The following is a 25,330-nucleotide window of genomic DNA, read 5'->3' on the forward strand; positions in this document are numbered from 1 at the left end:
GAGCAACCCTCTCATCACTGGCGACGTTGACACTCCAATGCCCAGCGATAGAATCCTTGGGCAGTCCAAGCTGAATTCTGAAACCCTCCCTACTGAACTATCTTCGCTCTTTCGATCCTCTTTCCACCCTCGACCGTAATACCGACACCCCCCCCACGCGAGATCCTCATGAAATGTCAGTATTGCGATAAACCAGCGACCTTTCACATCACCGAGCTAACCGAGCCCGATGGTCCGCAGATTCTACATCTGTGTGAGCACCACGCTCGAACGGTGCTGCAGAAAGATGAACCCAGTCCGATCAAAACGATCACCGGTGCCCTTGCCAAACAGCTGCAGCTCGGTCAGACCAAGGAAGAGCTGCGTAAACTCGACAAGAAGGCCTGCCCCTCGTGCGGGATCACGTTTTTCGAGTTTCGCAACACCGGTCGGCTCGGCTGCCCGATGGATTACACTTATTTTGAATCGGATCTCACCCCATTGCTAGTGAACATCCACGACTCGTTGGAACATACGGGGAAGCGACCCTCACGGGCTGCGGCCAATGTGGACGCTCAAGCCGAACTGATTAGCCTGCGGAAAGACATGGAGGCGGCCGTGCGGAGCGAGCAATACGAGAAAGCCTCGGAGATTCGCGACCGGATTAACGAAATCCAGGGAGACCCCAAGCATCCCGGTTTCGTCGCCCCCGAGACCAGCGACTTTGATGAGGATGCCGTCCAAGACGCTCCCGAAGAATCCTCTGGAAGCGGTGGAGACGAACAGTGAAAGAACCTTCCGACCTCAGCATTTTGGTAAAAAACAGCGGCGAATGGCTCAAGGGCACCGGTCCCGAATCAGACATCGTGATCAGCAGTCGCATTCGCTTGGCCCGCAACCTCGCGGGCTTCCCCTTCATCAAGAAGTGTAGCGAAGACGATCGGCGCAAGATCGAGCGGCAGGTCCGCACGCGACTCGAGGCACTCCCGGCCTGGAATGAGATCCAATACGTCCACGTCGATTCGCTGTCAGAAATCGATCGCCAGTTCCTCGTTGAACGTCAACTGATCAGCCGCGAAATTGCCGAGGCCGAGGGCAGCCGCGCCGTTGCAATCGATCCGGGTGAACAGTATTCCGTCATGGTCAACGAGGAAGACCATCTGCGAATCCAAGTCATGCACAGCGGCCTGGATCTGCTCAGTGCCTGGGATCAAATCGATCAGCTCGATGACGCCATCGAAGGCGAGCTGCTCTACGCGTTCCATCCAAAGTATGGGTACCTCACAGCCTGCCCGACAAACGTCGGCACGGGCCTACGCGTCAGCGTGATGTTGCACTTGCCCGCCCTCGTGATCACGCAACAAATCGACAAAGTGTTCCGCAGTATGCAGCGGATCAACGTCACCGTGCGCGGCCTCTACGGAGAAGGGTCGCAGTACACCGGCGATTTCTACCAGGTCAGTAACCAGGTCACACTCGGTCACACCGAACGAGAACTCTTGACCATGGTGGGCGAGGAAGTCGTGCCGCGAATCATCGACTACGAACGCAAAGCACGTGATTTCCTGATGGAAAAAGGTGAACAGGATTTGCTCGACGACGTCAGTCGCGCGCTCGGCATCCTTAGCACGGCTCGGAAAATCAGTAGTGAAGAGACGATGCACTATTTGTCCAAAGTTCGACTCGGTGTGAACTTGGGTCTGATCGACGACGTCGAAGTCGCAACGATTAACAAACTGTTCATCCACACCCAGCCCGCACACCTGCAAAAACTGCGGGGACGCTTGCTGACGACGAGCGATCGACACGTCGAGCGAGCGAACTACCTGCACCAGCACTTACGAAACGGCGGCTCGGCGGACGTGAATTGATGGCAAATCTTCGCCAGACGTCCGCGCGTGAGATCACGGTCAAAGGCGCCCGAGAACACAACTTACGAGACGTCGATCTCTCGCTGCCACGCGGGAAACTGATCTGCTTCTCAGGTGTCTCCGGCAGTGGCAAGAGTTCGCTCGCGTTTGACACGCTCTATGCGGAAGGCCAGCGGCGGTACGTCGAGAGCCTGAGCAATTCCGCTCGCCAGTTCATGGGGCAAATGCCCAAACCTGATGTCGATCTGGTCTCCGGCCTAAGCCCCTCGATCTCGATCAGCCAGAAATCAACCGGCAATAATCCCCGGAGTACTGTCGGCACGATCACCGAGATCCACGATTTCCTACGCGTCCTCTTCGCACGCGTCGGCACGGGCTACTGCCCGCAGTGCGATGTTCCCATTCAAGCACAAACCAGTGACGCGATCGTCAATCGCGCCCTCCGCTGTGTCGCGGACGCCGATCTCACGCCCGCACCAGACGAGGAAGGCGACCGTGAACTTCACCGTGACGAAAGCGACCGCGACGAAAGCGACCGCGACGAACCCGATCACGAAGAAAGCGACCGTGAAGCGTCCGCCGCACTATGGATTCTCGCGCCCCTAGCCCGCGGCCAAAAGGGCGAATTCAAAGACCTGTTCGAAGACCTTCGTAAACAGGGCTTTAACCGCGCCCGCGTCGATGGCGAGACGATTCGATTGGCTGAGCCACCGCAGCTCGACCGCACCGTACGCCACGATGTCGAAGTCGTGGTCGACCGCATCGTGCTGCCGCGATCGCTCGACGCATCACTCGATCGCGCCCGGGTCAGCGAAGCCGTCGTTTTGGCTTTGAAGCTTGGCGAGAGCACCATGATCGCCTCGGTCGGTCACGTCGATGCCGACTTCATGGCGCCGGTGCAACATGACCATCTCTTTTCATCACGGTATTCATGCCCTCAGTGCGGCACCAGTTTCCGTGCACCGACGCCGCAGTTGTTCAGTTTCAATAGCCCTCAGGGAATGTGTGGATCCTGCGACGGGATCGGGCGGATGTACACCTTCGTTCCGGAACTATTGATTCCGGATGGGTCAAAGTCCATCCGCAAGGGCGCGATCTCGCTGCTGGGCAAATGGGGTGATGTCGGCCGGTACCGTCGGCATATCTATATGGGGTTCGCCGAAGCGATCGATGAAGCCTTCGAACTCGAAGCGGGGTCGATGCTCGACACGAGCTGGGACGAGCTGCCCGAGCCGGCGCGGCACGCCTGGTTATGGGGCGTCGACGACTCGCTCGATCTCTCCAATGTCTCGGGCACCAAAGCCAAGAAATACATCCAAGACTTTGACGGGATGATCCCTGAACTGCTTGATCGCTATCGAACAAGCCGCAATAAATTGCAATTGCGGCAATTCGAAAAGCACATGAATACGATCGATTGTCCCGATTGCCACGGGCGCCGATTGAACCCGCAAGCTTCTGCAGTCCGGATCACATCGAGTGCAGAATCGTTCGCCAGCGAAGCGTCTAAAACGCTCCCGCAACTATGCGAATTGCCAATTGAACAGCTCGCTGACTTCTTTCGCGACATTGCACTCTCGGGCACCGACGCCGCCATTGCTACCGAAGCTCTCAAGGAAATTCGTGGGCGGATTGGTTTCCTGCTCGGTGTCGGATTGGACTACCTGACGCTCGGCCGAACCGCCCCGACGCTTTCGGGTGGCGAGTCGCAGCGAATCCGCTTGGCAGGGCAGATCGGTTCCGGGCTCGCCGGGGTGCTCTACATTCTCGACGAACCCTCGATTGGTCTGCATCCCCGCGATAACGATCGGCTGATCGCGACCCTGCTGCGACTGCGTGACGGCGGGAACACCTTGATCGTCGTCGAACATGACGAAGACACGATGCGCGCCTCGGATTTGATCGTTGACTTCGGTCCGGGGCCCGGTGTCAAAGGCGGGCACGTCGTCGCGGTCGGAACGATTGAAGAGATTTGTGAATCACCCGACAGTGTGACAGGTGCATTCCTCTCCGGCCGCCGCTCGATTCAAGCGCCCCCCACGCCGCGGGTGATCGATGCCGCCAAGAAGCTAAAAATCCGAGGCGCGAAGTATCACAACCTAAAAAACATCGACGTCGAGATTCCCCTCGGTGTCGTCGTTTGCGTCACGGGCGTGTCAGGCAGCGGCAAGAGTTCTTTGATTAGCGGGATTCTTGAACCTGCACTGCGCCGTGATCTGAATCGGGCCGAATCGGAACCCGGTGAACACGATGCCATCGAGGGGATCGAACATCTCGATAAAATCATCGCCATCGATCAGTCACCCATCGGCCGAACACCGCGCAGCAACCCGGCAACATACGTCAAAGTCTTTGACGAAATCCGCAGCTTGTTCGCCAAGCTAACCGAAGCGAAAACCCGAGGTTACGCGGCCGGCCGATTCAGTTTTAATGTCGATGGTGGACGATGCAGTGCTTGCGACGGCAACGGCGCCAATAAGCTCGAAATGGATTTCCTCGCCGACATCTGGGTTACCTGCCCGGTCTGCGAAGGCAAGCGGTACAACCGTGAAACGTTGGCGGTGAAGTTCAAGGGCAAGTCCGTTGCGGACGTGCTCGAGATGGATATTTCTGAGGCGCTCGAACTCTTTGAAAATGTTCCCAAAATCGCCGAAAAGCTGCAAACGCTCGTCGACGTCGGCCTCGAGTATCTGAAACTTGGCCAACCGTCCCCAACGCTCTCCGGCGGTGAAGCCCAGCGTATCAAACTATCCAAGGAACTCAGTCGCCGCGATACCGGCAATACGCTCTACGTACTCGACGAACCCACCACAGGCCTGCACTTTGCCGACATCGAACTGCTGCTCGGTGTCGTCAATCAACTCGCCGATCGCGGTAACTCCATCGTCATCGTCGAGCATAACCTTGACGTGATCAAAACCGCAGACTGGGTCATCGACATCGGTGTCGAAGGGGGCCGCGGCGGCGGCGAAGTCGTTGCGGAGGGACACCCCGCTGATGTCGCAAAGGTTGCCGCCAGCTACACCGGAGAAGCCCTCGCCAATGTGCTGGGCATCAAGCGGGCCAAACGCAAAGCGATCGCGCAGGTGATCCGTGAAGTCGCGACACCGGACGCTCGAGCGCGTACTCACGTCGTGGTGGAGGGTGCCTACGAACACAACCTGCGACACGTCAACGTATCGGTCCCCCGCGATGCAATGACGGTTTTCTGTGGACCGAGTGGCAGTGGCAAGAGTTCACTGGCGATGGACACGATCTACGCGGAGGGTCAACGTCGCTATGTCGAGTCACTGTCGAGCTATGCCCGGCAATTCATCGGCCAAGTTCAAAAGCCGAAGGCGGAGCGGATCGAAGGCTTGTCACCCGCCGTCGCACTCGAGCAAAAGAACCTCGGGCACTCCCCACGCAGTACCGTCGGTACCGTGACGGAAGTCTACGATTACCTGCGCATCCTGTTTGCAAAACTCGGCACGATGCACTGCCCGGATTGCGAGCAACCGATCGGCACGCAAACGCCGGATCAGATCATCGACAAAGTCCTCAGCATGCCCGAGGGCACCCGAGCGCTCTTACTGGCGCCCATCGAGGTTGCCGCCGGCGAGGCATCGTTGGAAACATGGCAGACATTGCGAGCGAGCGGTTATGCTCGCGTGCGGATTGACGGGGAAACGGTCGAGCTCGATGACGCGAAACCGCTTGATTCACGGCGTGTGCAAAGCGTTGCCGTCGTCGTCGATCGGATTACCGTCCGCGATGACGAACGTTCGCGGATCAGCGATAGCGTTGAACAAGCTCTTTCCCTGGGCGTGGGGGTGATCGAAATTGCGTTTGCTGACGCTGATCGCCCGGAACCTGAATGGAACATCGTCCGGCACAGCCAGCACTTGGTATGCAGCTGCTGTGGTCGCTCGTTTCAACAACTCACCCCGCATCACTTTTCATTCAATTCAGCGATTGGATGGTGTCCCGGTTGCCAGGGACTCGGAACGCAAACGGGAACCAATCCAGCAGCCCTCATGGGGACGCCGCAACAGACGCTCGCCGACGGTGGGGCGCTGCTGTGGCCGAAAACCGACCAGGCCGTCAGTCGCTGGATGTTGCAGGCGCTGTCGCGATCGACGGGCATTCCAATTGACGGGCCCATCGAGCGGTTGACGCTCTCACAGAAACGGATGTTGTTCCACGGACTCGGGCCACGCTGGGTCGAGGTTCGTCGCAGCGATGCTGTCGGCACGTCGGCGACCTCAGCGGAGACCACTGCGGCAGGTGGCAAGGCGAAAGGACATCCCGATGACATCCTGTTCCGCTATCAGTTCAAAGGTTTTTATCCGGCACTCGAGGAGGCCTCTCGTTTGACGCCCGGTCTACGTGCCAAGCTGGAAACGTTTGTCGCCGAGATTGACTGCAGCGTTTGCAACGGTTCGCGTCTGCGTGACGATGCCGCTGCCGTTCGCTTTCGATCCCATACGATTGGCGATCTCGTCCACATGCCACTGGACCGCATCGATGCCGAGGTCAACGCCTGGAAGCTTGATCCACGCGAGCAAAAGATCGCTGGCGAACTCGTCCGCGAGGTCCAGTCGCGAGTCAGCTTTTTGCGTGATGTCGGACTGGACTACCTCTCGTTGCACCGGGGTGCGGCGACATTGTCGGGCGGTGAAGCCCAGCGGATCCGCTTGGCCGCTCAGCTCGGCAGTGGACTATGCGGCGTGCTCTACGTGCTCGATGAACCCACGATCGGGCTGCATCCACGTGATAACCTGCGTCTTCTCTCGGCGCTGCATCGGCTGCGTGATCAAGGCAACACACTACTCGTCGTCGAGCACGACCACGACGTGATCGCCGGCAGTGATTACCTCTGCGACTTCGGCCCCGGCGCCGGACGGCACGGCGGCAAGATTGTCGCTGAAGGACCGCCGCTGAACATCCAACCGGCTGCCACTTCCGTGACCGCCCCGTACCTGTCCGGTGAAAAACAGATCGAACTGCCCGCTGTGCGGCGTCCCGTGATGTCAGGCACGGGCAAACCGATGGTCGATTTCGTGAGCATCCGTGGCGCTCGCGAAAACAATCTCAACAACGTCGATGTCAATATCCCCCTCGGCGTGATGACGGCAGTCACCGGACCGAGCGGCAGCGGTAAGAGTTCGCTGATCAACGGGATTCTTTACCCCGTCCTCGCCCGGCGACTGCACCGAGCGAAGATCAAGGCAGGCCGTCATGATGAGCTCACGGGATTGCGGTACGTCAACAAAGTGATCCGCGTCGACCAGTCGCCACTGGGCAATTCCCCGTCGAGTAATCCGGCTACCTACACCGGCGTCTTCGATCTGATCCGCGGCGAGTTCGCGAGTCTGCCAGCGGCCAGGGAACGACGTTTCACACCGCGCACCTTCAGTTTCAACGTGGCCGGTGGACGCTGTGAGACTTGCGAAGGCACCGGTCAACGCAAGATTGAAATGCACTTCTTGCCCGACGTTTGGATCCCCTGCGAGGAGTGTCAGTCGCGGCGGTACAATGAGGACGTTTTGCAAGTCAAGTTGCACGGTTGCAGTATTGCCGATGTACTTGAAATGCCCTGTTCCGAGGCGGTCGACTTGTTCATCGACCAACCGAAGATCCAGCACATCATCCAGACGCTCTGCGACGTGGGGCTTGACTACGTCACCCTTGGCCAGTCCGCGCCAACACTCTCCGGTGGCGAAGCTCAACGCGTCAAACTCGCCGCCGAACTGGCCCGACCGGCTACCGGACACACGTTGTACCTGCTCGATGAACCGACCACCGGACTGCATTTCGGCGACATTGAAAAGTTGCTGCAGGTGATGCAGCGACTCGTCGATATTGGCAACACGGTCATCGTTATCGAGCACAACTTAGACGTGATTAAGTGCGCTGACTGGGTAATCGACATGGGACCGGGCGCGGGCGTCCACGGTGGCAGCATCGTATTCGAAGGCACCCCCGAATCGCTCGCAGCCACCACCCAGAACGCCGCTGGATCGGCATCCGTCACCGCCCCGTTCTTGGCAGATGCGCTCCACGGTACTCGCACCGCCCAGCCCCGGCCACCTCTCGCTCAGATCGATGTCGCGTCAGACCCCGCGTCCTCCGGTGCAACGCTTGACACCCACGAACCAAAAATCTCAAACGGTTCGGCAGCACCGGACAACGCACATCCTTCGGCTAAGGAACTCGACCAAAACACTTTGCCCCACGCTCCGCTGACAGAATTGTCGAGTGCCGAGCGTTCGTCCCCCGATTCAGTCCGTCGGTCTCCGCTCGTTCCCGAGACGGTCGAGGCGGAAGTCGTGGTGGAGGAGACCCCAGAGCCATTTTCGGCACCTTGGAGAATCCTCGGCCGGCGATGGCACACGCTCCCGAAAGGCTTCCCTGACAACGCCCCGCCGGACTGGCCACTCGAACTCGTCGACAGCGTGCTGGATTTACTAGCGAACGTCGCGGGCGAGCATGCCCTCGATTACCCCGCCGCTGACCGGGTCAGCGTGAAGCTCGAAACGGGAAACACCAACGGGGACTTGCCCCGGTGGGCGGAACTCGAGACCAAGCATCCCGACGGTGTGCGGCTACGGCTTCACGGCCCCAAAACAGCCATCGATCTCGATCAACTGCTGTCGCTCGATTTGCTGCACGCCCCCGACACCGACGGCACGGTCAACCTCCATGACCCTGACAACGTCACGCTCACGCTACGTCTGACACAGCTCGATCCCGCCCGCGGCAAACAACTCCGCTCGTTTCTACAAACCCACCTTGATCGGACAAGGCTGAGTAGCTGAGCAGATTCGCGAGAGGAATCCAACGCGCCGGTGCCGAGCCAGTCGGGCGAGCCGCCTGCGGAATTCAGACTCCGCCGCCCGATCGCTCCTCCCCGCGGGAAAGCAGGAACGGTTAACTCGTCCGATTTGGCATCGCTTCCCAGGCCAATTTCAATGCGCCTTCGACAGGATCTTCCACCAAGCAAAATTGACGAGGCGTGACCCCCAAGCGGTCGAGTTCGGTTTCCAGCATTCTCTGATACATGGGTTGCTGCAACAGCACACTGCCGGTTGCGGTGAGCGTGAAATCGCCTGCCGAAAACTTCAGTTCTCGCGCCACCGCAGCGACGAGCAGGGCCAGTGCGTGGGAACCAGCGCGAACGATTTCCTGAGCGGCGGCGTCGTGAGCAGATTCCTCGAACAAGAGAGGGGCCAGCGAAGCGATCTGACGTCGCGGATCGGGTGACTCATAGCACCATCCGATCAGCTGGTCCGCCGATGAGAGATGCAAGTGCTCCAGGACCGCTGGCAACAGGGTGGTCTGCGTTCGCCGGGCGTCCGCCGCCATGCAGACGTAACGCAATCCCTGAGCAGCCAACCAGTATCCGCTGCCTTCATCATCAAAGAGATAGCCATTGCCACCGGCACGCGAGGTATTGCCTTCGGCATTGCGTCCCCAGACCATCGATCCCGTGCCGGCGATCAATGCGACACCGCACCTACCGACCGTCGCCAGCAAACACTCGGCATCCCCGACAATGGCCGGGTACGCGGCGAGTTCCGTTTGGATGCACCAGTCGAGAATCCGTTGACGTTCCTCATCACGGCCCGCCCCAGCCACGCTCAAACAAGCATGCGAGGCCATCGTCGGCAACATCCCGGCGTCGTGGAACGCTCGCTCTACGGTCAGACGAATCGTTTCGAAGGCTGCATCAAAACCGACCGATCGAGGATTCCCGGCTGCTCCGATGGCGCTGCCGATCCGTCGCATCCGTCCATGGGCGACTTCGCCGAGCAACACGCGGGTCTTCGAGCCACCGGCATCCACGCCAATCAAGAACGTTCTACTCACGCTCCGCCGCCACTTCGTTGACGGCTTCGCGCAAACGCCCACCAACGCGGCGGAGTCGATCTCGAGCAGCCTCCGCATCGATGCCGCCCAAGTGCGAAAGGATCGCGGTTTTAACATCACCCTCGCACGCGCCGAGCAATTGCTCTGAAGCATCTCGAGGCAAGCCTGTCAATTCGCTGACAATGCGGATACTACGCTGTCGCAGTTTTGCGTTGGAGGCGCGAAGATCGACCATCAAATTCCCGTAGGTCTTGCCAATCCGCACCATCGCGCCGGTTGTCAGCATGTTCAGAATCATTTTGGTTGCCGTCCCCGCCTTCAACCGAGTCGATCCGCTGACCACCTCGGGCCCGACCACCGGTGCGATCATGATGTCGGCATGACGGTGTAGCTGGGAATTCGCGTTGCACGTCACCCCGACGGTGGTGGCACCACACTGGCGAGCATAATCGAGACCGCCGATCACGTACGGCGTTGAACCACTCGAAGCAATCCCGACGAGCGTATCGCTGGCACAAAACTGATGCTTCGCCAGATCTTGCCCGGCGAGCGTTAACGAGTCCTCAGCTCCTTCAATGGCATGCCGCAACGCGGTATCGCCTCCCGCAATGATCCCAATCACCATTTCCGGTGGTGTGTTGAAGGTGGGTGGGCATTCCGACGCATCGAGCACACCCAATCGCCCTGAGGTACCGGCACCGATATAAAACAGACGCCCCCCCGACTGGAAACTCTCAACAATCACGTCGATCGCTTCGGCGATGGAGGTTGCCTCTTTGCCGACCGCCCCCGCTAACAAGGCGTCTTCGGAGATCATTAAACGTGCAATCTCGAGCGCCGTAAGCGAGTCGAGATTGGCCGAGCGGTCGTTGTGAGTTTCGGTGGTTAACTCGCTCGTCGAATCCATGGTATGTCTTGCTTTCGTTGATAGGTTATAGTCGCGTCTTACCCAACTCCTGCTCTCGACCCGAAGGTTGAACGTTGCTTCCGATCGGTTACATCGACGCCGTGGTCCTCGTGCTTTCCGTTGCGACTTCGATCGCGATTGGTTTGCGGTTGAGCGGAAAAAATGATTCAGTCGAAGCGTTCTTGGTCGGGAATCGAGACCTTCCCTGGTGGGCGATCCTAGGCTCGATCGTAGCGACAGAAACCAGTACAGCGACGGTACTCAGTGTCCCCGGGGCGGGTTACGGACCGGTCGGGATGCGGTTCCTGCAAATTACGTTTGGCTTTTTGATCGGACGAACGATCGTCGTCCGGCTACTGCTACCGCTATTCTTTCAAGGCAAACTGATGAGCGCCTATGAGGTGCTCAACGAGCGTTTTGGGGGCATCGTCGAAAAGTTCGCGTCACTGTTGTTTTTGGTCGCTCGCAATATTGGGGATGGGTTGCGTCTGTTTCTCGCTGCCGTCGTGCTGCACAAGCTGGTCGGCTGGGAATTCAGCACCAGCGCTGTCGCGATTGGCGTCATCACGATCTTCTACACTTACTTCGGGGGGATGAAAAGTGTTGTTTGGAATGATTGTATCCAGTTCGTGATCTACATGCTCGGCGCGGTGGCGACCGTGTTGGTGATTTCCAGTCAGATCTCAGGTGGTTGGTCCGCATTTTGGGAGTTTGCCAGCTCGCATGACAAGCTAACGGTATTCCAATTTTCGCCGCCGGTGGGCGACACGCGTTCGATCGGTTTGTGGGTACTCTCTGAGCCGTTCAATTTCTATGCCGCTGTGATCGGTGGAGCGGTGTTGTCCCTGGGGACGCATGGCACCGATCAAATGATGGTGCAGCGTTACCTCAGTGCACGTAGCCAACGCGATGCGGCGCGAGCCATTTTGCTGAGCGCCGTTGTGGTGATGATCCAGTTCGCTCTGTTCCTGTTCATCGGGGTGCTGCTGGCATGTTACTACGCCCAGGCCCCGAGCACCGTTTTCGAAACATCCGACGAAGTTTATGCGGACTTCATCGTTCACCACTTCCCTCGCAACACGGGCTTGGTGGGATTGATGCTCGCGGCGATCCTTGCCGCAGCGATGTCGACGCTTTCAAGTTCACTCAATTCGTCTGCTTCAGCGGTCTTGAACGATTTCTATTTACCGCTGACAAAGGCGGCTCCTTCACCGGCGAGGCTGTTGTCGATCACACGCCGTCTGGCGATCGCCTTTGGCGTTATTCAAGTTTTGATTGGCATTTGGGCGATTTCGCTGGACGCCTCTGTGGTGAGTAATTCGCTGACGATCGCAGGATACTCAGCGGGCCTATTATTGGGATTGTTTCTGCTCGGCGTGTTGACGACGTCCGTCCGTTCGGACCATGCGTTGGTGGGCGCCGTCTGCGGGCTGGCAGCTCTGCTCTTCGTGCAGTTCGTGCTGCCCTCGCTCACTCGCTCGGCTTCCCTCGAGTCGGGTGTGCAAGTCGCTTGGCCGTGGTATGCGTTAATCGGATCAAGCGTGACATTCTCCGTAGGCCGCGGCTTGGCGGGTGTTTCCCAATGGCGTAAGGCCTGATTCCCGCACCGCCCTGCGAGCCGAAAGCCGTCCCAGGCCCGACGATTTCGCTCACAGCCTGGTTCTCCTTGCCCTACGCCAGCGACGCGAACGGGGAGATGGATTGATTCGATAGGACGCACAATAAACGCAGGATCCAAGACAGTCGTTTTGTGCCGTTGCGTTTGCGAAATGAAGAAGCCCAACGCGAGAACGACGAGACAACATGAGTTATGCTAGCCTGAATCATCTGGCCCACAGTTCAACCAGTCCCCACCGAACCTCGAGAGTTTCTATGTTCCGCCTCATTATCTTTACTAGCGTCATCGTCTTGGGCGTGGTTTGCAACAGTCTCGACGCCGCAGCGGAGACCTGGAGCGATACAACCGGCAAATTCTCGATCGAAGCGCAGTTCCAGGGCGTTGAGGGCAAGAGCGTCGTCCTGCTGAAGTCCAACGGTAAAAAAGTCACGGTTCCGATCGCTAGACTGAGCCCCGAGAGTCGAGCGCAAGCGAAATCGATGTACGAAGCAATGATTCGTGAGGCCGATTCTGCCATGAGCTCCGATGCGAGTTCGGCTCCCGACACGAACGCCCCCACGCACGCTACGCGATCACTCAATTTTCAACCGCCGACACCACCGGCGATGGCAGCGATGCCCACCTTCCCCGACGGGATGACGATGGAGCAAACGCTAAACTTCATCGAACAGCAGGTGTTCGACGGACATCCGGAAGTTTTCTGGTACGCCATGCCCAAAGAGATGCGAGACACTTTTGATGACCCAAGACTCCGCAAAGCGGTCAATCCCTTTGTCACCGAGCAGCAGCCCATGATCGAGGAGGCTGAATCGTTGGTTTTCAAAGGGATCGAGGTGCTGGTGACGAAGAAAGAGTTTGTGCTCGGATCCGCGCAGGTCGTCAATATGCCGCCGATGATTAAACCGCTCATCGCTCGGGGCTACGATCCCGCGGTAGGCGTTGCCTACGAGTTGGCGGACCTCGGCTTTTCACTCGATCCGGAAAATCGCAGTATCAGTGAAATGGTGGACTATCATCTGCCGCGAATCGGTGCCCATTTAAAATCGCTGTTGGCAATGATTCCCCCAGAACTGCGTGCGACGCTGCGCAAGGATGTGAGCGTGGAACAAATCGATTCCGATCACGCGGTGGTGCACCTGCCCGTCAACCAGCAGCCACAAACCCCGGGCGACAACCCGCTCACGGTCAATCCCGTCCCGGAGGAAGTCCGCATGGTTCGTGTCGCCCAACGCTGGGTGCCCGAAGGGCTTGTTGACGCGTGGAACGATTTGAAAGTTAAGCTTGAATCGGGAAGCATTGACGAGACGGTCGAACAGGTTCAATCTGACAACGCTGACCAAACGCAGGGTGCCACCATGATGATGGGCATGTTCAAAGGCATGATGGAAGCCAAGCTGGATTTGATGTTGGCAGCGAAAACGCAAACGCAATTCGATACCGTTCTGGCGCAGGAAGCATCGCCGCCAGACGCTAATTTTGGAGAGCTGGAGTGATTTTGGAGAACTGAAGTTTTCCGATGACTCCACAAGGCAATTCGAAATGAATGCCAGCGATATGCGGGGCGGCAACGAACCGATTCCCAGAGCATCAGGGCCCGTCCCCGAAGCACCGGGGCCCGTCCCCGAAGCACCGGGGCCCGTCCCCGAAGCACCGGGGCCCGTCCCCGGAGCACCGGGGCCCGTCCCCGCAGGATAGCCCCTGGAAGTCGACGCGATCAACATTCCTGAAATATCGGCGTTCGGCTACTTTGGGGGGCCGAAGGGGTCAAGATCGCCACGGCCTCGATCGAAAATCACATTCTGTATTTCTGCGACAGCGGTGCGCACCACTATCAGCCTCCCGAGTACCCCTATCAGCTCTCTCCAAAGCAAGACAGCGTCCAGTGACCTCGAACACAATATTCAGGTGCGTGGGGCCCGCGTCCACAATCTCAAAGATGTCGACGTCGATCTGCCACGCAATTCGCTCGTTGTTTTCACGGGCGTCTCTGGCTCGGGAAAATCCTCACTAGCCTTCGGGACGTTGTTTGCCGAATCGCAGCGACGTTACCTCGACTCGGTGTCACCCTACGCTCGGCGATTGATCGACCAGGTGGGCGAACCCGATGTGGATTCCATTGACGGTTTGCCGCCTGCGGTGGCCTTGCAGCAGCAGCGTGGTACACCGTCGGCACGCTCCTCGGTGGGAAGCGTGACGACAATCTCCAATAGCCTCCGGATGCTCTATTCGCGAGCGGGAACCTATCCCCGTGGTCAGAAAATACTCTATGCGGACGCGTTTTCGCCCAATACGCCCGAGGGTGCGTGCCCTCGCTGCCATGGCATCGGTCGCGTGTTCGAGGTCACCGAAAAGTTGCTGGTTCCCGATAATTCGCTGACGATCCGCGAGGGCGCGATTGCCGCCTGGCCGCCGGCATGGCAGGGAAAAAACCTGCGTGGCATTCTGGTCTCGCTTGGTCACGACATCGATAAACCATGGAAAAAACTGCCCCGTAAAACTCGCGATTGGATTCTGTATACCGACGAGACGCCAGAGGTGCCCGTCTATCCGGGCCTGAACTGCGAGCAGGTTCGCGAGGCAATCAAGCGAAACGAATCGCCCAGCTACCAGGGGACGTTCGCGAGTGCCCGGCGGTACGTGCTGCACTCCTTTGCGACCACGCAAAGCCAGCGGACAAAGCAGCGAGTATCGCGATACATGCAGATTTCTCAGTGCCCTGAATGTCTTGGTAAAAAGCTGAAACGAGAATCGTTATCGGTGAAATTTGCCGGGTTGGACATTGGGGAATTGTCCCAGTTGACGCTGACGGAACTCGCTGGAAAGCTGAAAGCCGCGGTCCATGGACCATCTAGCGAAAGTGACTTGCATCGCGAAAAAACGATCGTTGCCGAGCGTATCACCCGAGACGTTCTCGCCCGGGTAGAAACACTCACCACACTGGGCCTAGGTTACCTGTCACTGGCGCGTAGTACGCCCACGTTGTCGCCAGGTGAACTGCAGCGATTGCGACTGGCGACGCAACTTCGCTCTCAACTCTTTGGCGTTGTTTATGTTCTCGACGAACCGTCAGCAGGCTTGCATCCCGCCGACACGCAGGCGCTGCTCGGAGCGTTCGACGAGCTCAAACGAGTAGGCAATTCCATCTTTGTTGTTGAGCACGACGTCCGCGTCATCGAACATGCCGATTGGATTGTCGACATCGGGCCGGATGCGGGACAACATGGTGGCGAAGTGATTTACAGCGGCCCCATCGCTGGACTGCGGGGTGTCGAAAATTCGCACACGGCCGCATATCTCTTTGCCGACGAGGATGCCACGAAGACGGCAGTGAATGGCGATCTGCGCCAACCAACAGGCTGGTTGAAACTCGAAGAGCTGACGCGAAACAACCTCGATGAATTGAACATTGAGTTCCCACTCGGGGTGCTGACCACCGTGACGGGCGTGTCCGGATCGGGCAAATCGAGTTTAGTCAGCCAGGCGTTGGTCGAGCTCGTTCGCCAATCGCTGGGTCAGAAGCAGGAAGTCGAACTGCCCAGCAGTAGTGAGACCGACCTGCTCGAGCAATCGACTGAGGCGCCCACCGCTGGGCGCATCATCGCCGGCATGCACCTCGTTCGACGCATCGTCACCGTCGACCAGAAGCCAATTGGTCGCACGCCGCGATCAAATCTAGCAACCTATACGGGCTTGTTCGATCACGTCCGCAAGCTGTTCGCGGCAACCCGCAAAGCGAAGGCGCGTCGTTACGATGCCGGCCGCTTTTCGTTCAACGTTGCGAAAGGGCGATGCGAGAATTGTGAGGGAGCCGGTTTTGTCAGTGTTGAGTTGCTGTTCCTTCCCAGCGTGTATAGCCCTTGTCCCGTATGCCACGGCCAGCGATATAACGACCAGACGCTGGAGGTCACCTACCGCGATAAGAACATCGCCGAAGTGCTCGACATGACCGTCGAAACCGCGTCCAAGTTCTTCGCCGACGATACGCCGGTACTTCGCGCCCTCGACGCGTTGCTGCAGGTCGGGCTCGGCTACCTCCGTCTCGGCCAACCTGCCACCGAACTGTCCGGCGGCGAAGCCCAGCGGATTAAACTGGCCACCGAACTGCAACGCGCCCAGCGAGGGGACACGCTCTATGTTTTGGATGAGCCAACGACCGGTCTCCACCCGGCAGACGTGTCCCGGTTGATGTCGCAATTGAATGGCTTGGTCGACGCGGGCAATACCGTCATTGTCGTCGAGCACGATATGCAGGTAGCCCGCAACAGTGACTGGATGATCGACATGGGGCCCGGTGCGGGCGATCTCGGTGGACGTGTCGTCGCACAGGGAACACCCGCAAAGGTCGCCAAGTCCAAGGCGAGTCGCACCGCTGAGTTCTTACGCCGCTAGTCATTGTCAATCTTCCGTGGGATGGAAATGCAATTCCATCACACTGTGCCGGCGGGGCCTACCGCTGGCACGAGCGAAAAAATCTCACCGAAAGTTTTTGTGTGGGAGCAACCTATTCGGGTACGCTGTATGTGGAGAAGGGCTCGATTCCACTCAACCTATTCACGAGATGAAATGATGAGATTTTTCACGGCATTTCTTGCGGTTTCCACACTAGTGTTCGTCTGCCCACCCCTGCGTGCAGCAGACAACGATTACGGCACAATCACGGGTTGGGGCCAGCTGATTGATCCCGACGGAGATTGTCATTTTACGATCGGTCAGGACGTGATGACCATCGGTTTCAGCGGCGCCCTGCATGGCTTGGATGCTGAGGCCGGTCGCATGAACGCCCCGCGTATCGTCCGCTCAATCAAGGGCGACTTCTCCGTTGAGGTCACTGTCGATGGAAACCTGCCGCTTCCTGAGGATGACGGTGTAAGAGCGTATGTCAGTGGCGGGCTGGTACTTTTGAAAGACGATCGGAGCTACCTCCGTTTTGAACGAGCCAGTTTTACATTGGCGGGCCAAGTCAACCACTACGCCAATTTTGAGCAGCGCATCGATGCTGAGCGGACCCGGATGGGACGGTTTGCCGATTTCCCGCTGCAGAATGACCAGCCTGTCGACTTGCGTCTGGAAAAAAAAGCCGGCAACGTCCGGGCCCTGATCCGACATGCGGGCCAGCAGTGGCATCAGATGGGCACGGCAACTGTCGATGAATCGGCGACTTTCCTGGTCGGCGTTTCAGGCGTGAACACCTCACAAAAGCCGGTCGATGTCACGTTTCGGCGATTCCAAGTCCAGCAGATGGACGGTCACGTAACAGCAGCGTCCCGTTCCGAATTGCGACTTTCGACGCCTGTGGAAATGCCAGCAGGGGCCGACGATGATGACCATGCGAAAGCGGATGCCCTCGACGCCCAGAAACAATTGCGCGAGTTCATGATGGCGACGATGGCGATTCAGCGACGCGCCAATGAGATTGAAAAGATGGATGACGCAGCACGCCAGAAATTGATCGAGGATGCGACGAAGTTGGTGGCTGAGGATGAGGGTCAAGCCAGCAGGCGATTGGTACCCATGTTGGCGATGGGCTTGAGCCGCGCCTTTCAAAGTGCCGGTGACGACGACCGATCGATCGAGGTTGTCGATCGCATGATTGCGATCCTGGAAACCAGCGACGACGACGGCATGAAAAAAATGGTCGAGCAATTGAAAGCCAAGCGTGACGACGCCCAATTCAAACGGGACATGATCGGCAAACCACTTCCCCTCGAAGGCAAGACCTTGCTTGCAGATGACTTCGATTGGAGCAAATACAAGGGTAACGTCGTCTTGGTCGACTTCTGGGCGTCGTGGTGTGAACCTTGTCGCCGCGAAATCCCCAACGTCCTCTCGCAATACAAAAAGTATCACGATCAGGGATTCGACGTCGTGGGTATCTGTCTGGATACCGACCGCGAGAAAGCCGAGAGCTATATCGCTGATGCTGAGATAAAATGGCCTTCGTTGTTTGAGAAGGACGCGGGATGGCGGCACCCGATGGCTGAACGCTTCAAAATCCATGCGATCCCGACCGCAATTCTGGTCGATCGGGAGGGCAACGTTGTCTCGCTCGCCGCCCGCGGCAAAAATTTGCAGAGCCTGCTAGCCAAGCAGTTTCCCGACACCGCCGACGGCGTCGAAGAAGAGCCAGCGGAACCATTGGAAGAAGAACCCGGTGACGCTTCCTAACCATATCAAGGGAGATCATTCGGCATGACTCGTCTCAGAGCGCGTCCCTCGGGCCGCGTTTCGCGAACGCGTGCGGGGCGATGCTCACACGGTCAAACTGAAAGACTTGATCGCAGATACTTAGAGGAACGAGCAGAAACAAGTGGCCGAACGCTCCGCGGTCGGAATAGCCGAACGCGGAGCGTTCGGCCACAATATCAGACAGTAACTTTCCGCTCGTTCCTCAGCATCTGCGTCGTTCTAAGCCACGCTCGTGGATTCTTCCACCGATACGAATAGCACGCGGCCACCGACGATGGTGTGGGTGACGCGACCGAACAGTTCGCGGTCTTCCATGGGGCTGCTCTGACAGCGGGACAGGAATTCGCTCGCCCGCACGGTCCACGTCGCGTCTGGGTCGATCAGTGTCACATCGGCGGGGGCGCCGATGCTCAACGTACCCGCATCAAGCTTGGCGATTCGAGCCGGGTTGGTCGACAGGCACTCGATCGCACGTGACCAGCTTAGGATATCCGTGCGGACCATATCGGTCAGGACGGCCGCGAGAGTGGTTTCGAGCGTCGCCGCACCGAACGGGGCGAGTTCAAGATCGTTGCCCTTCTTCTCGCGTGCTCGGGGCATGTGGCCGGACTGGATCGCGTCAATCGTGCCGTCGGCGACAGCTTGTTGCAAGGATTCGACGTGCGCGGGGCTGCGCATCGGCGGATGGACTTTGAAGCGTGAATCGAACGACCGCAGCAGCGCGTCGCTGCCATGCAAATTCTGTGGACAGACCGAAGCGGAGATCGGCACGCCACGAACCTTAACACGGCCGATCATGTCGATCGCACCCATCGTACTGACCGGCCCGACATGCAGTCGCCCCTTCGTTGCTTCGGCCAGGCGAACATCGCGAGCCACCGCGAGATCCTCGGCTTCGGTGGGTAGGCCCTTGAGTCCCAGCACTAAAGAAACCTGGCCGTCGTGCATCACGCCGCCTTCGGCGAGGCCCGGAACTTCTGGGCGATCGAAAATCGGCAGATCGAACATCCGGCAATAGTCGAGCGCTCGCTTGAGCAAGGCGTCATTGGGCATCGATCGCGGCGAGTCACTGAATCCGATGGCCCCCGCTTCGGCGAGTATCGCCAGTTCCGCCATCTGCTTCGCATCGCGTCCCCTGCTCAAACATCCAATCGGATAAACCCGTACGCCGCCGAGGCGCTGGGCGATTTGAGTGACGAGTTCGACCGCGGCGGCAGAGTCAATGACGGGGTTCGTGTTGCTGCAGCAGAGCACCGATGTGTACCCACCGGCCAGGGCCGCGTTGCTGCCCGTTTGTATAGTTTCGTCTTCCTCGCGCCCGGGTTGACGCAGCTCCGCGCCGAGATCGACCAGCCCCGGTGCCACGATTCGCTGCCGCGCGTCGATCCAGTGCGCATCACCCGGGCAATCCCCGTCACTCGGATCCAGGGCGGCAATGCGTCCCTCGGTGATTAACAAGCGGCCGATTCGATCGATGCCGTTGGCGGGGTCAACAATGTGACCGCCCTCGATCACGATTGGCTGGAGGGGTGATGGTGTGGGGAAGGCCATGACGAGCGTACTTCAACTTCAACTAGGTAGGTTGGATTCTGATAAGGCCATATCGCAGGCGCCCGATAACAGCCACAACGCCGCCATTCGCACGGCGATGCCGTTGGTGACTTGCTCCAGGATCACCGAGTGCGGTCCATCGGCGACTTCGGGTGTGATCTCGACGCCACGATTGATCGGTCCGGGTGCCATGATCAAGATGTCCGACTTGGCCCGCCGCATGCGGTCACCGTTCATCGCATAGAGCGCCGCGTATTCACGCACGCTCGGGAAAGGACGAGTGTGTTGACGCTCGAACTGGATTCGCAACAGGTTCAACACATCGCAGCGTTGCACGATATCGTCGAGCCGATGGGCGACCTCGAATCCGATCTCTTCCCACCGCGGGCTGACGAGTGTCGGTGGGCCGCAAATAATCACGTGTGCACCGAGTGCTTTGAGTCCCCAGATATTGCTGCGGGCCGTGCGACTGTGAGCGATATCACCGACCATCGCGACCGTCATTCCCGCCAACAGCTGACTGGCATCGAGTGACGAATTCTGCCAGTCGCGCGGGCCCCGATGCTGCACGATGGTGAGAATGTCGAGCAACCCCTGTGTGGGGTGTTCGTGCGGCCCGTCGCCCGCATTGAGAACGCTGCAGCCAAGTTCGCGAGCGAGCAGGTGTGGCGTCCCCGGTGTCTGGTGCCGCGTCACGACCCAGTCCACTCCCATCGCCTCGATGGTTTTCGCTGTATCAACAAACGTTTCGCCCTTGGCCACACTGCTGCCGGCACTACTGAACTCGACCGTGTCTGCCCCCAGTCGTTTCGCAGCGAGTGAGAAACTATTTCGAGTCCGTGTACTGTTTTCGAAAAAAAGGTTCGCACATGTCTTGCCTGACAGCAGCGACAATTTCCGGCGACAGCCGTTGGTCAGTTCCTTCAATCGCTCGGCTGTACTCAGAATTGCAAACAGCTCTGCTGCTTGGAGTCGCTCGAGATCCAATAGATGGCGGTGACGCCAGATTGATGGGAAGGGGAGCGGAGTGGATTCAGTCATCGTGGCCATGCTCGAAATTGTAGGGCCCAATCAGGCATTGCGGGAGGAGGGTTGAAGGAAGGCGATCAATATCCACGCAACGATCCAGCACCCGCCACCGATGGGCGTGATCGCACCCAACCACGGCGTATTGGTCAATACGAGTAGGTATAGACTGCCGGAAAAAAACAGGATGCCTGCGACGAAAAACCGAAAGCTCCACCGCAGTGCGGCACCCGGTTGCACAGGGAGAGCAATCAATGCCAACAGCACGATCGCGTGGGCGAGATGATAGCGAGCCCCCGTGTCGAACTGGGCTAAACGTCGCGGCAGTGTCGCGGCATCGACGCCGGCTTCCGCCAACCAATCAGGCAGCCCGTGGGCGCCAAATGCGCCGATCAATACCGCCAGTGCGCCCGCAATTGCCGCGAGAATGAGTGGAGTACGAGGGGGATTCATCATTTCACCGCCAGCATCCGTTCCAACGCGATCAAACTCCACTGCATCGTCTCGTCATCAACGCGAATCGGGTTCACGATATTCCCGTCACGCAGGTTTTCGAGTATCCAGCACAGATGCGGCAGGTCAATTCGGTACATCGTCGCGCACATGCACACGACCGGGCTGAGGAAGTGGATCTCTTGCTCGGGATGCTCAGCCTTGAGTCGGTTGACGAGGTGCAGTTCGGTGCCGATCGCCCACTTCGTACCTGGCGCAGCGGCTTGGACGGTGTTGATAATCTTGCCCGTGCTGCCACTGATATCAGCGATATCATTGACCTCGCGGGGGCATTCTGGGTGTACCAGAATCTTGATACCCGGGTGTTCGGCGCGAAATTGGGCCACGTGTTCCGGGCGGAACATCTGATGAACGCTGCAATGTCCTTTCCACAAAATGACGCGGCTGTTTTCGATTTGCTCCTCTGTGTTGCCGCCCAGTTCGAGTGCATAGGGATCCCAAACCGGCATTTGCTCTTCGCTGATATTCATCGTCAGCGCGGTATTGCGTCCGAGGTGTTGGTCGGGGAAGAACAACACGCGTTGGCCGCGTTCAAAGGCCCACTTGAGTACCGCCTGTGCGTTGCTGCTGGTGCATACGATGCCGCCGTGACGGCCACAGAACGCTTTTAAACTCGCGGCGCTATTAATGTACGTCACCGGGATCACTTGCTCGGTATCGATCAACTCGCCCATGTCGTCCCAGGCCGCTTCGACTTGCCGGATGCCCGCCATATCCGCCATGGAACAGCCTGCCGCCATATCGGGCAGCAGCACGTCCACGCGCTCGCCACCGCGCGCGGCAACGCGGTCGGGTGTGTTGGCGAGAATGTCAGCGGTTTCGGCCATGAAATGGACGCCGCAGAATACGATCGTGCGGCACTCGCCGCTCGATGCGGCCATCTCGGACAATTGGTAGCTGTCGCCGCGAAGGTCTGTGTGGGCGATCACGTCGTCTTGCTGATAATGATGCCCCAGAATGAGCAAACGTTTCCCGAACTCCTGACGTACAGACTCAATCCGCTCTCGCAATTCAGGCTCGCCCAGTGTTTTGTAGGACGCTAACGCTCGTATTGACTCTGCGTCACGAGCACACCCCACTGTAGAACCGCTGATTGAATTCGTGCTCGGCAAACTTTGGCGAGGTGACGTGGACGATGTGAATTCAGCCATGGTGATTGCTCAGGTTTACTGCAGCAGAAGGGGAGTGTCGGTTGACGACCTTGATTCTACCCGCCATAGCCCATTTCAGAAACTCCTGCCTCGCCAGACAAGCTCGCCCCCCGGACCGGCGACTCGACCGGCGACTCGACCGGCGACTCGACCGGCGACTCGTCCGGCGACTCGTCCGGCGACTCGTCCGGCGACTCGACCGGCGACCGGATCTCGCATTGCCGAAATGCGTTTTGCAACATCTCGCTCGGTATGGTTACAATAAGTCGTTCCTGCAGCTTCCCTCTCCTCCACTCTCCCACCTGCCCTCCATGGCCCAATCACGCTCTCACTTCTGCGGCCGCACCCGTCGCGAGTTCATCTGGGAATCCGGAGCCGGATTCGGTGCTGCTGCCCTGAGCAGCATGTTTTGCGATGACGGCTTCTTTCCATCCGCATCCGCCGCGTCGGTTGATGGAGGCGCGACGGCAGGACCGATGGCGGTCAAACCACCGCATTTTGCGCCCAAAGCCAAATCAGTGATCTTCCTGTTCATGTACGGGGGGCCGAGTCACATCGACACGTTCGATTACAAACCTGCCATGAAGGGCATGGATGGAAAGACAGTCGACGTCAAGACATTTGGTCGCGGTGGGCACAAGGCGGGCGGCCGAATCGTCGAGCCACGCTGGGATTTCAAACAATACGGTGAGTGCGGGAAATACGTCAGTTCCCTGTTTCCGAATGTCGCTGAACATGTCGATGACATCGCGTTCTTGCATTCGATGACGGCTGACTCGCCGATTCACGGCTCGGCCATGCTGATGATGAACAGCGGCAAATTGCTGTCTGGAAATCCCGCGATGGGGTCGTGGGTGACCTATGGACTGGGCAGCGAAAACCAGAACATGCCCGGGTTCGTCGTGATGCTCGACCCGAGCGGTGGGCCGATCAGCGGTGCCAAGAACTGGAGCAGCGGGTACATGCCGGCTACCTATCAAGGCACCGTCTTCCGCACCAAAGGCGCCCCCATCCTCGATTTAGCCCCACCGAAAGATTTGCCGCCGGGTGTCCAACGTCAACTGATCGATTCGATTCAATCGGCTAACCAGCGACATCTCGTCGGCCACGGCTACGAAGAAGCACTCGCATCGCGGATCAGCAGCTACGAACTGGCGTACAACATGCAGACCGCCGCCCCCGAGGCCGTCGACCTGTCCGATGAAACAGCCGAGACGCTGGCACTCTACGGGGTCGAAGACCCCAAAACAGCGGACTTCGGCCGTCGCTGCTTATTGGCCCGCCGGCTCGTCCAACGCGGTGTGCGGTTTATCCAGCTGTACAGCGGCGGCGCCCATAACGATGCGAACTGGGATGCCCACGGGAACTTGGAATCCAACCATAATCTACACGCCGGCGCAACCGATCAGCCCGTTGCCGCACTGCTGGCCGATCTCAAACGAACCGGATTGCTCGATGAGACGCTCGTCGTCTGGGGCGGCGAATTCGGACGCCAGCCTACGGCCGAATATGCCGAGGGGACCGGCCGTGACCACAATTCATTCGGTTTCACCATGTGGATGGCCGGAGGCGGAATCAAAGGAGGCGTCAGCTATGGCACCACCGATGAACTCGGCTCCGTCGCGGTCGAAAATCCAATGCACGTGAAGAACCTGCACGCGACAATCCTGCATCAGATGGGACTCGATCCCAACCATCTGTCGTACTTTTACAGTGGACTCGATCAAAAACTCGTGGGGGTCGAACATGTCGAGCCCATTCACGCGATTATCTAACCCGGCCTACTCGTCCTGATGCTGGAAGCGACCGGGAGGGCTGGTCGCTTCGATGGCCACCACGGCTTCGATAATCCGGTAGTGATGCGGAGCACCGGCGGGGACGAGCCACGAGTCGCCCGGGTTTATCGTCGCAAACTGCCCGTTAATCTCAATTTCCATTTGGCCGCTGATGAGATAGCCCACTGTCTCGTATTGACGGCAGGTCGATTGACAGGCGTTACCGGCAGACTCATCCCAGCGTCTCAGGCCCACGTGCTTCCCAGTGACGAGGTACTCTTGCCCCATGTCACCGAGGCTGGCGTCGTGCGTGTTGACGACGTGAGGAATGTCCATTTCGTTGCTCTTCGTTTGAGGCGCGATCGGCAGCCCCGATAATGCGGCGGGAATCTCCAGTGATTCCCGATCGCCTATTCGTGCTGCTCATCAAAGATGCGATTGCCGGTCGACAACAGCCTCGCAAATCCTGTTCCACTGATGCCCACGAAATCGGCGAGCGGGCCGCGGCGATCGCCGGCTAGCCCTTGATGCGGTAGCCCAGATCAGCAAGGCACTTGCTCGCCGTCGCGATGTGGTCACCTTGCAGTTCGATAAGATCTTCTTTGCGTTTGACCGTACCGCCAGTGCCGCAGGTGGTTTGCAGCTGAGAGAGCAAAGCGGGCAAATCGTTGGCGGCGGCCGTCAAGCCATTGATGACGGTGACTGTCCGTCCGCCTTTGCGACGTTCGTTACGAACCGTCGCAGTTTGATTTTCGGGAGCGATTCGCTCGGATTCCGACCGCCGTCGGGATTCCGCCTTGTCTTTCTCCGCGGGAGTGCAGGCGCACTCCGCCTCGAGTTGCCCGCACAAGTCGCAGGTCGGCGGGATGTCAAATGGGGTGCCAGCAAAAAGTCGAGACATT

General features: G+C 58.7%; 19 protein-coding genes. 10 read left to right on the plus strand and 9 right to left on the minus strand.

Features of this window, described 5'->3' with window-relative positions:
• Positions 1-168: 168 nt before the first annotated feature.
• From SH410x_RS16095 to uvrA (SH410x_RS16105), 3 genes are read left to right on the plus strand one after another with little or no spacing between them, the layout of a single operon-like run.
• A complete protein-coding gene (locus SH410x_RS16095; RefSeq protein ID WP_473668836.1) occupies positions 169-768 on the plus strand; it encodes a UvrB/UvrC motif-containing protein in 600 nt (199 codons plus the stop codon).
• Entirely contained in the window at positions 765-1,850 is a 1,086-nt protein-coding gene (locus SH410x_RS16100; RefSeq protein ID WP_473668838.1) for a protein arginine kinase, read from the plus strand. Before SH410x_RS16095 ends, SH410x_RS16100 begins: the two co-directional genes overlap by 4 nt.
• Positions 1,850-8,650: an excinuclease ABC subunit UvrA gene (gene uvrA / locus SH410x_RS16105; protein WP_473668840.1), complete on the plus strand. Its 6,801-nt coding sequence runs from the start codon at positions 1,850-1,852 to the stop codon at positions 8,648-8,650. The genes SH410x_RS16100 and uvrA (SH410x_RS16105) overlap by 1 nt, the downstream gene beginning before the upstream one ends.
• Before the next feature lie 112 nt (positions 8,651-8,762).
• Here uvrA (SH410x_RS16105) and SH410x_RS16110 read toward each other — a convergent pair whose 3' ends face one another.
• Positions 8,763-9,701 (minus strand): N-acetylglucosamine kinase, encoded by a 939-nt coding sequence (locus tag SH410x_RS16110; protein ID WP_473668842.1) that lies wholly within the window; start codon positions 9,699-9,701, stop codon positions 8,763-8,765.
• A complete protein-coding gene (murQ, locus tag SH410x_RS16115; protein ID WP_473668844.1) occupies positions 9,694-10,608 on the minus strand; it encodes an N-acetylmuramic acid 6-phosphate etherase in 915 nt (304 codons plus the stop codon). The genes SH410x_RS16110 and murQ overlap by 8 nt, the downstream gene beginning before the upstream one ends.
• Before the next feature lie 74 nt (positions 10,609-10,682).
• Here murQ and SH410x_RS16120 point away from each other — a divergent pair, with 74 nt between their 5' ends.
• From SH410x_RS16120 to SH410x_RS16140, 5 genes are all read left to right on the plus strand, one after another.
• A complete protein-coding gene (locus SH410x_RS16120; protein ID WP_473668846.1) occupies positions 10,683-12,206 on the plus strand; it encodes a sodium:solute symporter family transporter in 1,524 nt (507 codons plus the stop codon).
• 274 nt (positions 12,207-12,480) lie between these two features.
• Entirely contained in the window at positions 12,481-13,719 is a 1,239-nt protein-coding gene (locus SH410x_RS16125) for an SHD1 domain-containing protein (RefSeq protein WP_473668848.1), read from the plus strand.
• Between the two features lie 46 nt (positions 13,720-13,765).
• Complete coding sequence (locus tag SH410x_RS16130) at positions 13,766-13,921, plus strand: hypothetical protein (protein ID WP_473668850.1); 156 nt, start codon at positions 13,766-13,768, stop codon at positions 13,919-13,921.
• Positions 13,922-14,044: 123 nt separating this feature from the next.
• The gene (gene uvrA / locus SH410x_RS16135; RefSeq protein WP_473668852.1) at positions 14,045-16,615 is read left to right on the plus strand and encodes an excinuclease ABC subunit UvrA; all 2,571 of its coding nucleotides are present in this window, start codon (positions 14,045-14,047) and stop codon (positions 16,613-16,615) included.
• A 177-nt stretch (positions 16,616-16,792) separates the two neighbouring features.
• Positions 16,793-18,391 (plus strand): thioredoxin-like domain-containing protein, encoded by a 1,599-nt coding sequence (locus tag SH410x_RS16140; RefSeq protein ID WP_473668854.1) that lies wholly within the window; start codon positions 16,793-16,795, stop codon positions 18,389-18,391.
• 240 nt (positions 18,392-18,631) lie between these two features.
• Here the strand turns inward: SH410x_RS16140 and SH410x_RS16145 are convergent, their stop codons facing one another.
• From SH410x_RS16145 to SH410x_RS16165, 5 genes are read right to left on the minus strand one after another with little or no spacing between them, the layout of a single operon-like run.
• Positions 18,632-19,963 (minus strand): dihydroorotase, encoded by a 1,332-nt coding sequence (locus SH410x_RS16145; RefSeq protein ID WP_473668856.1) that lies wholly within the window; start codon positions 19,961-19,963, stop codon positions 18,632-18,634.
• Between the two features lie 18 nt (positions 19,964-19,981).
• Entirely contained in the window at positions 19,982-21,013 is a 1,032-nt protein-coding gene (locus tag SH410x_RS16150) for an aspartate carbamoyltransferase catalytic subunit (RefSeq protein ID WP_473668858.1), read from the minus strand.
• Positions 21,014-21,034: 21 nt separating this feature from the next.
• Positions 21,035-21,442: a DUF423 domain-containing protein gene (locus SH410x_RS16155; protein WP_473668860.1), complete on the minus strand. Its 408-nt coding sequence runs from the start codon at positions 21,440-21,442 to the stop codon at positions 21,035-21,037.
• Positions 21,442-22,653: a quinolinate synthase NadA gene (nadA, locus tag SH410x_RS16160; protein ID WP_473668862.1), complete on the minus strand. Its 1,212-nt coding sequence runs from the start codon at positions 22,651-22,653 to the stop codon at positions 21,442-21,444. Before nadA ends, SH410x_RS16155 begins: the two co-directional genes overlap by 1 nt.
• Before the next feature lie 56 nt (positions 22,654-22,709).
• Positions 22,710-22,895, minus strand: coding sequence for a hypothetical protein (locus SH410x_RS16165; RefSeq protein ID WP_473668864.1), 186 nt, complete (start codon positions 22,893-22,895; stop codon positions 22,710-22,712).
• A gap of 69 nt (positions 22,896-22,964) precedes the next feature.
• On the opposite strand from SH410x_RS16165, the gene SH410x_RS16170 reads away from it, so the two are divergent.
• Complete coding sequence (locus SH410x_RS16170; RefSeq protein WP_473668866.1) at positions 22,965-24,428, plus strand: DUF1501 domain-containing protein; 1,464 nt, start codon at positions 22,965-22,967, stop codon at positions 24,426-24,428.
• Between the two features lie 6 nt (positions 24,429-24,434).
• Here the strand turns inward: SH410x_RS16170 and SH410x_RS16175 are convergent, their stop codons facing one another.
• Positions 24,435-24,764, minus strand: coding sequence for a cupin domain-containing protein (locus SH410x_RS16175; protein ID WP_473668868.1), 330 nt, complete (start codon positions 24,762-24,764; stop codon positions 24,435-24,437).
• A 59-nt stretch (positions 24,765-24,823) separates the two neighbouring features.
• Between SH410x_RS16175 and SH410x_RS16180 the strand changes: the two genes are divergently transcribed.
• Positions 24,824-24,949: a hypothetical protein gene (locus SH410x_RS16180; protein ID WP_473668870.1), complete on the plus strand. Its 126-nt coding sequence runs from the start codon at positions 24,824-24,826 to the stop codon at positions 24,947-24,949.
• Here the strand turns inward: SH410x_RS16180 and SH410x_RS16185 are convergent.
• Positions 24,946-25,329 carry a translation initiation factor gene (locus SH410x_RS16185; protein WP_473668872.1) on the minus strand — a complete coding sequence of 128 codons (384 nt, stop codon included), beginning with the start codon at positions 25,327-25,329 and terminating at the stop codon, positions 24,946-24,948. The genes SH410x_RS16180 and SH410x_RS16185 overlap by 4 nt on opposite strands.
• Between the last annotated feature and the right edge of the window lies 1 nt (position 25,330).

Source organism: Rhodopirellula sp. SH410 (assembly GCF_055811895.1).

Excerpts from the sequence above, each read along its gene's own strand:
- SH410x_RS16095 (WP_473668836.1), top strand. The coding sequence starts at position 169 with ATGAAATGTCAGTATTGCGATAAACCAGCGACCTTTCACATCACCGAG.
- uvrA (WP_473668840.1), top strand. The coding sequence starts at position 1,850 with ATGGCAAATCTTCGCCAGACGTCCGCGCGTGAGATCACGGTCAAAGGC.
- murQ (WP_473668844.1), bottom strand. The coding sequence starts at position 10,608 with ATGGATTCGACGAGCGAGTTAACCACCGAAACTCACAACGACCGCTCG.
- SH410x_RS16125 (WP_473668848.1), top strand. The coding sequence starts at position 12,481 with ATGTTCCGCCTCATTATCTTTACTAGCGTCATCGTCTTGGGCGTGGTT.
- SH410x_RS16130 (WP_473668850.1), top strand. The coding sequence starts at position 13,766 with ATGAATGCCAGCGATATGCGGGGCGGCAACGAACCGATTCCCAGAGCA.
- SH410x_RS16140 (WP_473668854.1), top strand. The coding sequence starts at position 16,793 with ATGAGATTTTTCACGGCATTTCTTGCGGTTTCCACACTAGTGTTCGTC.
- SH410x_RS16145 (WP_473668856.1), bottom strand. The coding sequence starts at position 19,963 with ATGGCCTTCCCCACACCATCACCCCTCCAGCCAATCGTGATCGAGGGC.
- SH410x_RS16150 (WP_473668858.1), bottom strand. The coding sequence starts at position 21,013 with ATGGCCACGATGACTGAATCCACTCCGCTCCCCTTCCCATCAATCTGG.
- SH410x_RS16155 (WP_473668860.1), bottom strand. The coding sequence starts at position 21,442 with ATGAATCCCCCTCGTACTCCACTCATTCTCGCGGCAATTGCGGGCGCA.
- nadA (WP_473668862.1), bottom strand. The coding sequence starts at position 22,653 with ATGGCTGAATTCACATCGTCCACGTCACCTCGCCAAAGTTTGCCGAGC.
- SH410x_RS16165 (WP_473668864.1), bottom strand. The coding sequence starts at position 22,895 with ATGTTGCAAAACGCATTTCGGCAATGCGAGATCCGGTCGCCGGTCGAG.
- SH410x_RS16170 (WP_473668866.1), top strand. The coding sequence starts at position 22,965 with ATGGCCCAATCACGCTCTCACTTCTGCGGCCGCACCCGTCGCGAGTTC.
- SH410x_RS16175 (WP_473668868.1), bottom strand. The coding sequence starts at position 24,764 with ATGGACATTCCTCACGTCGTCAACACGCACGACGCCAGCCTCGGTGAC.
- SH410x_RS16185 (WP_473668872.1), bottom strand. The coding sequence starts at position 25,329 with ATGTCTCGACTTTTTGCTGGCACCCCATTTGACATCCCGCCGACCTGC.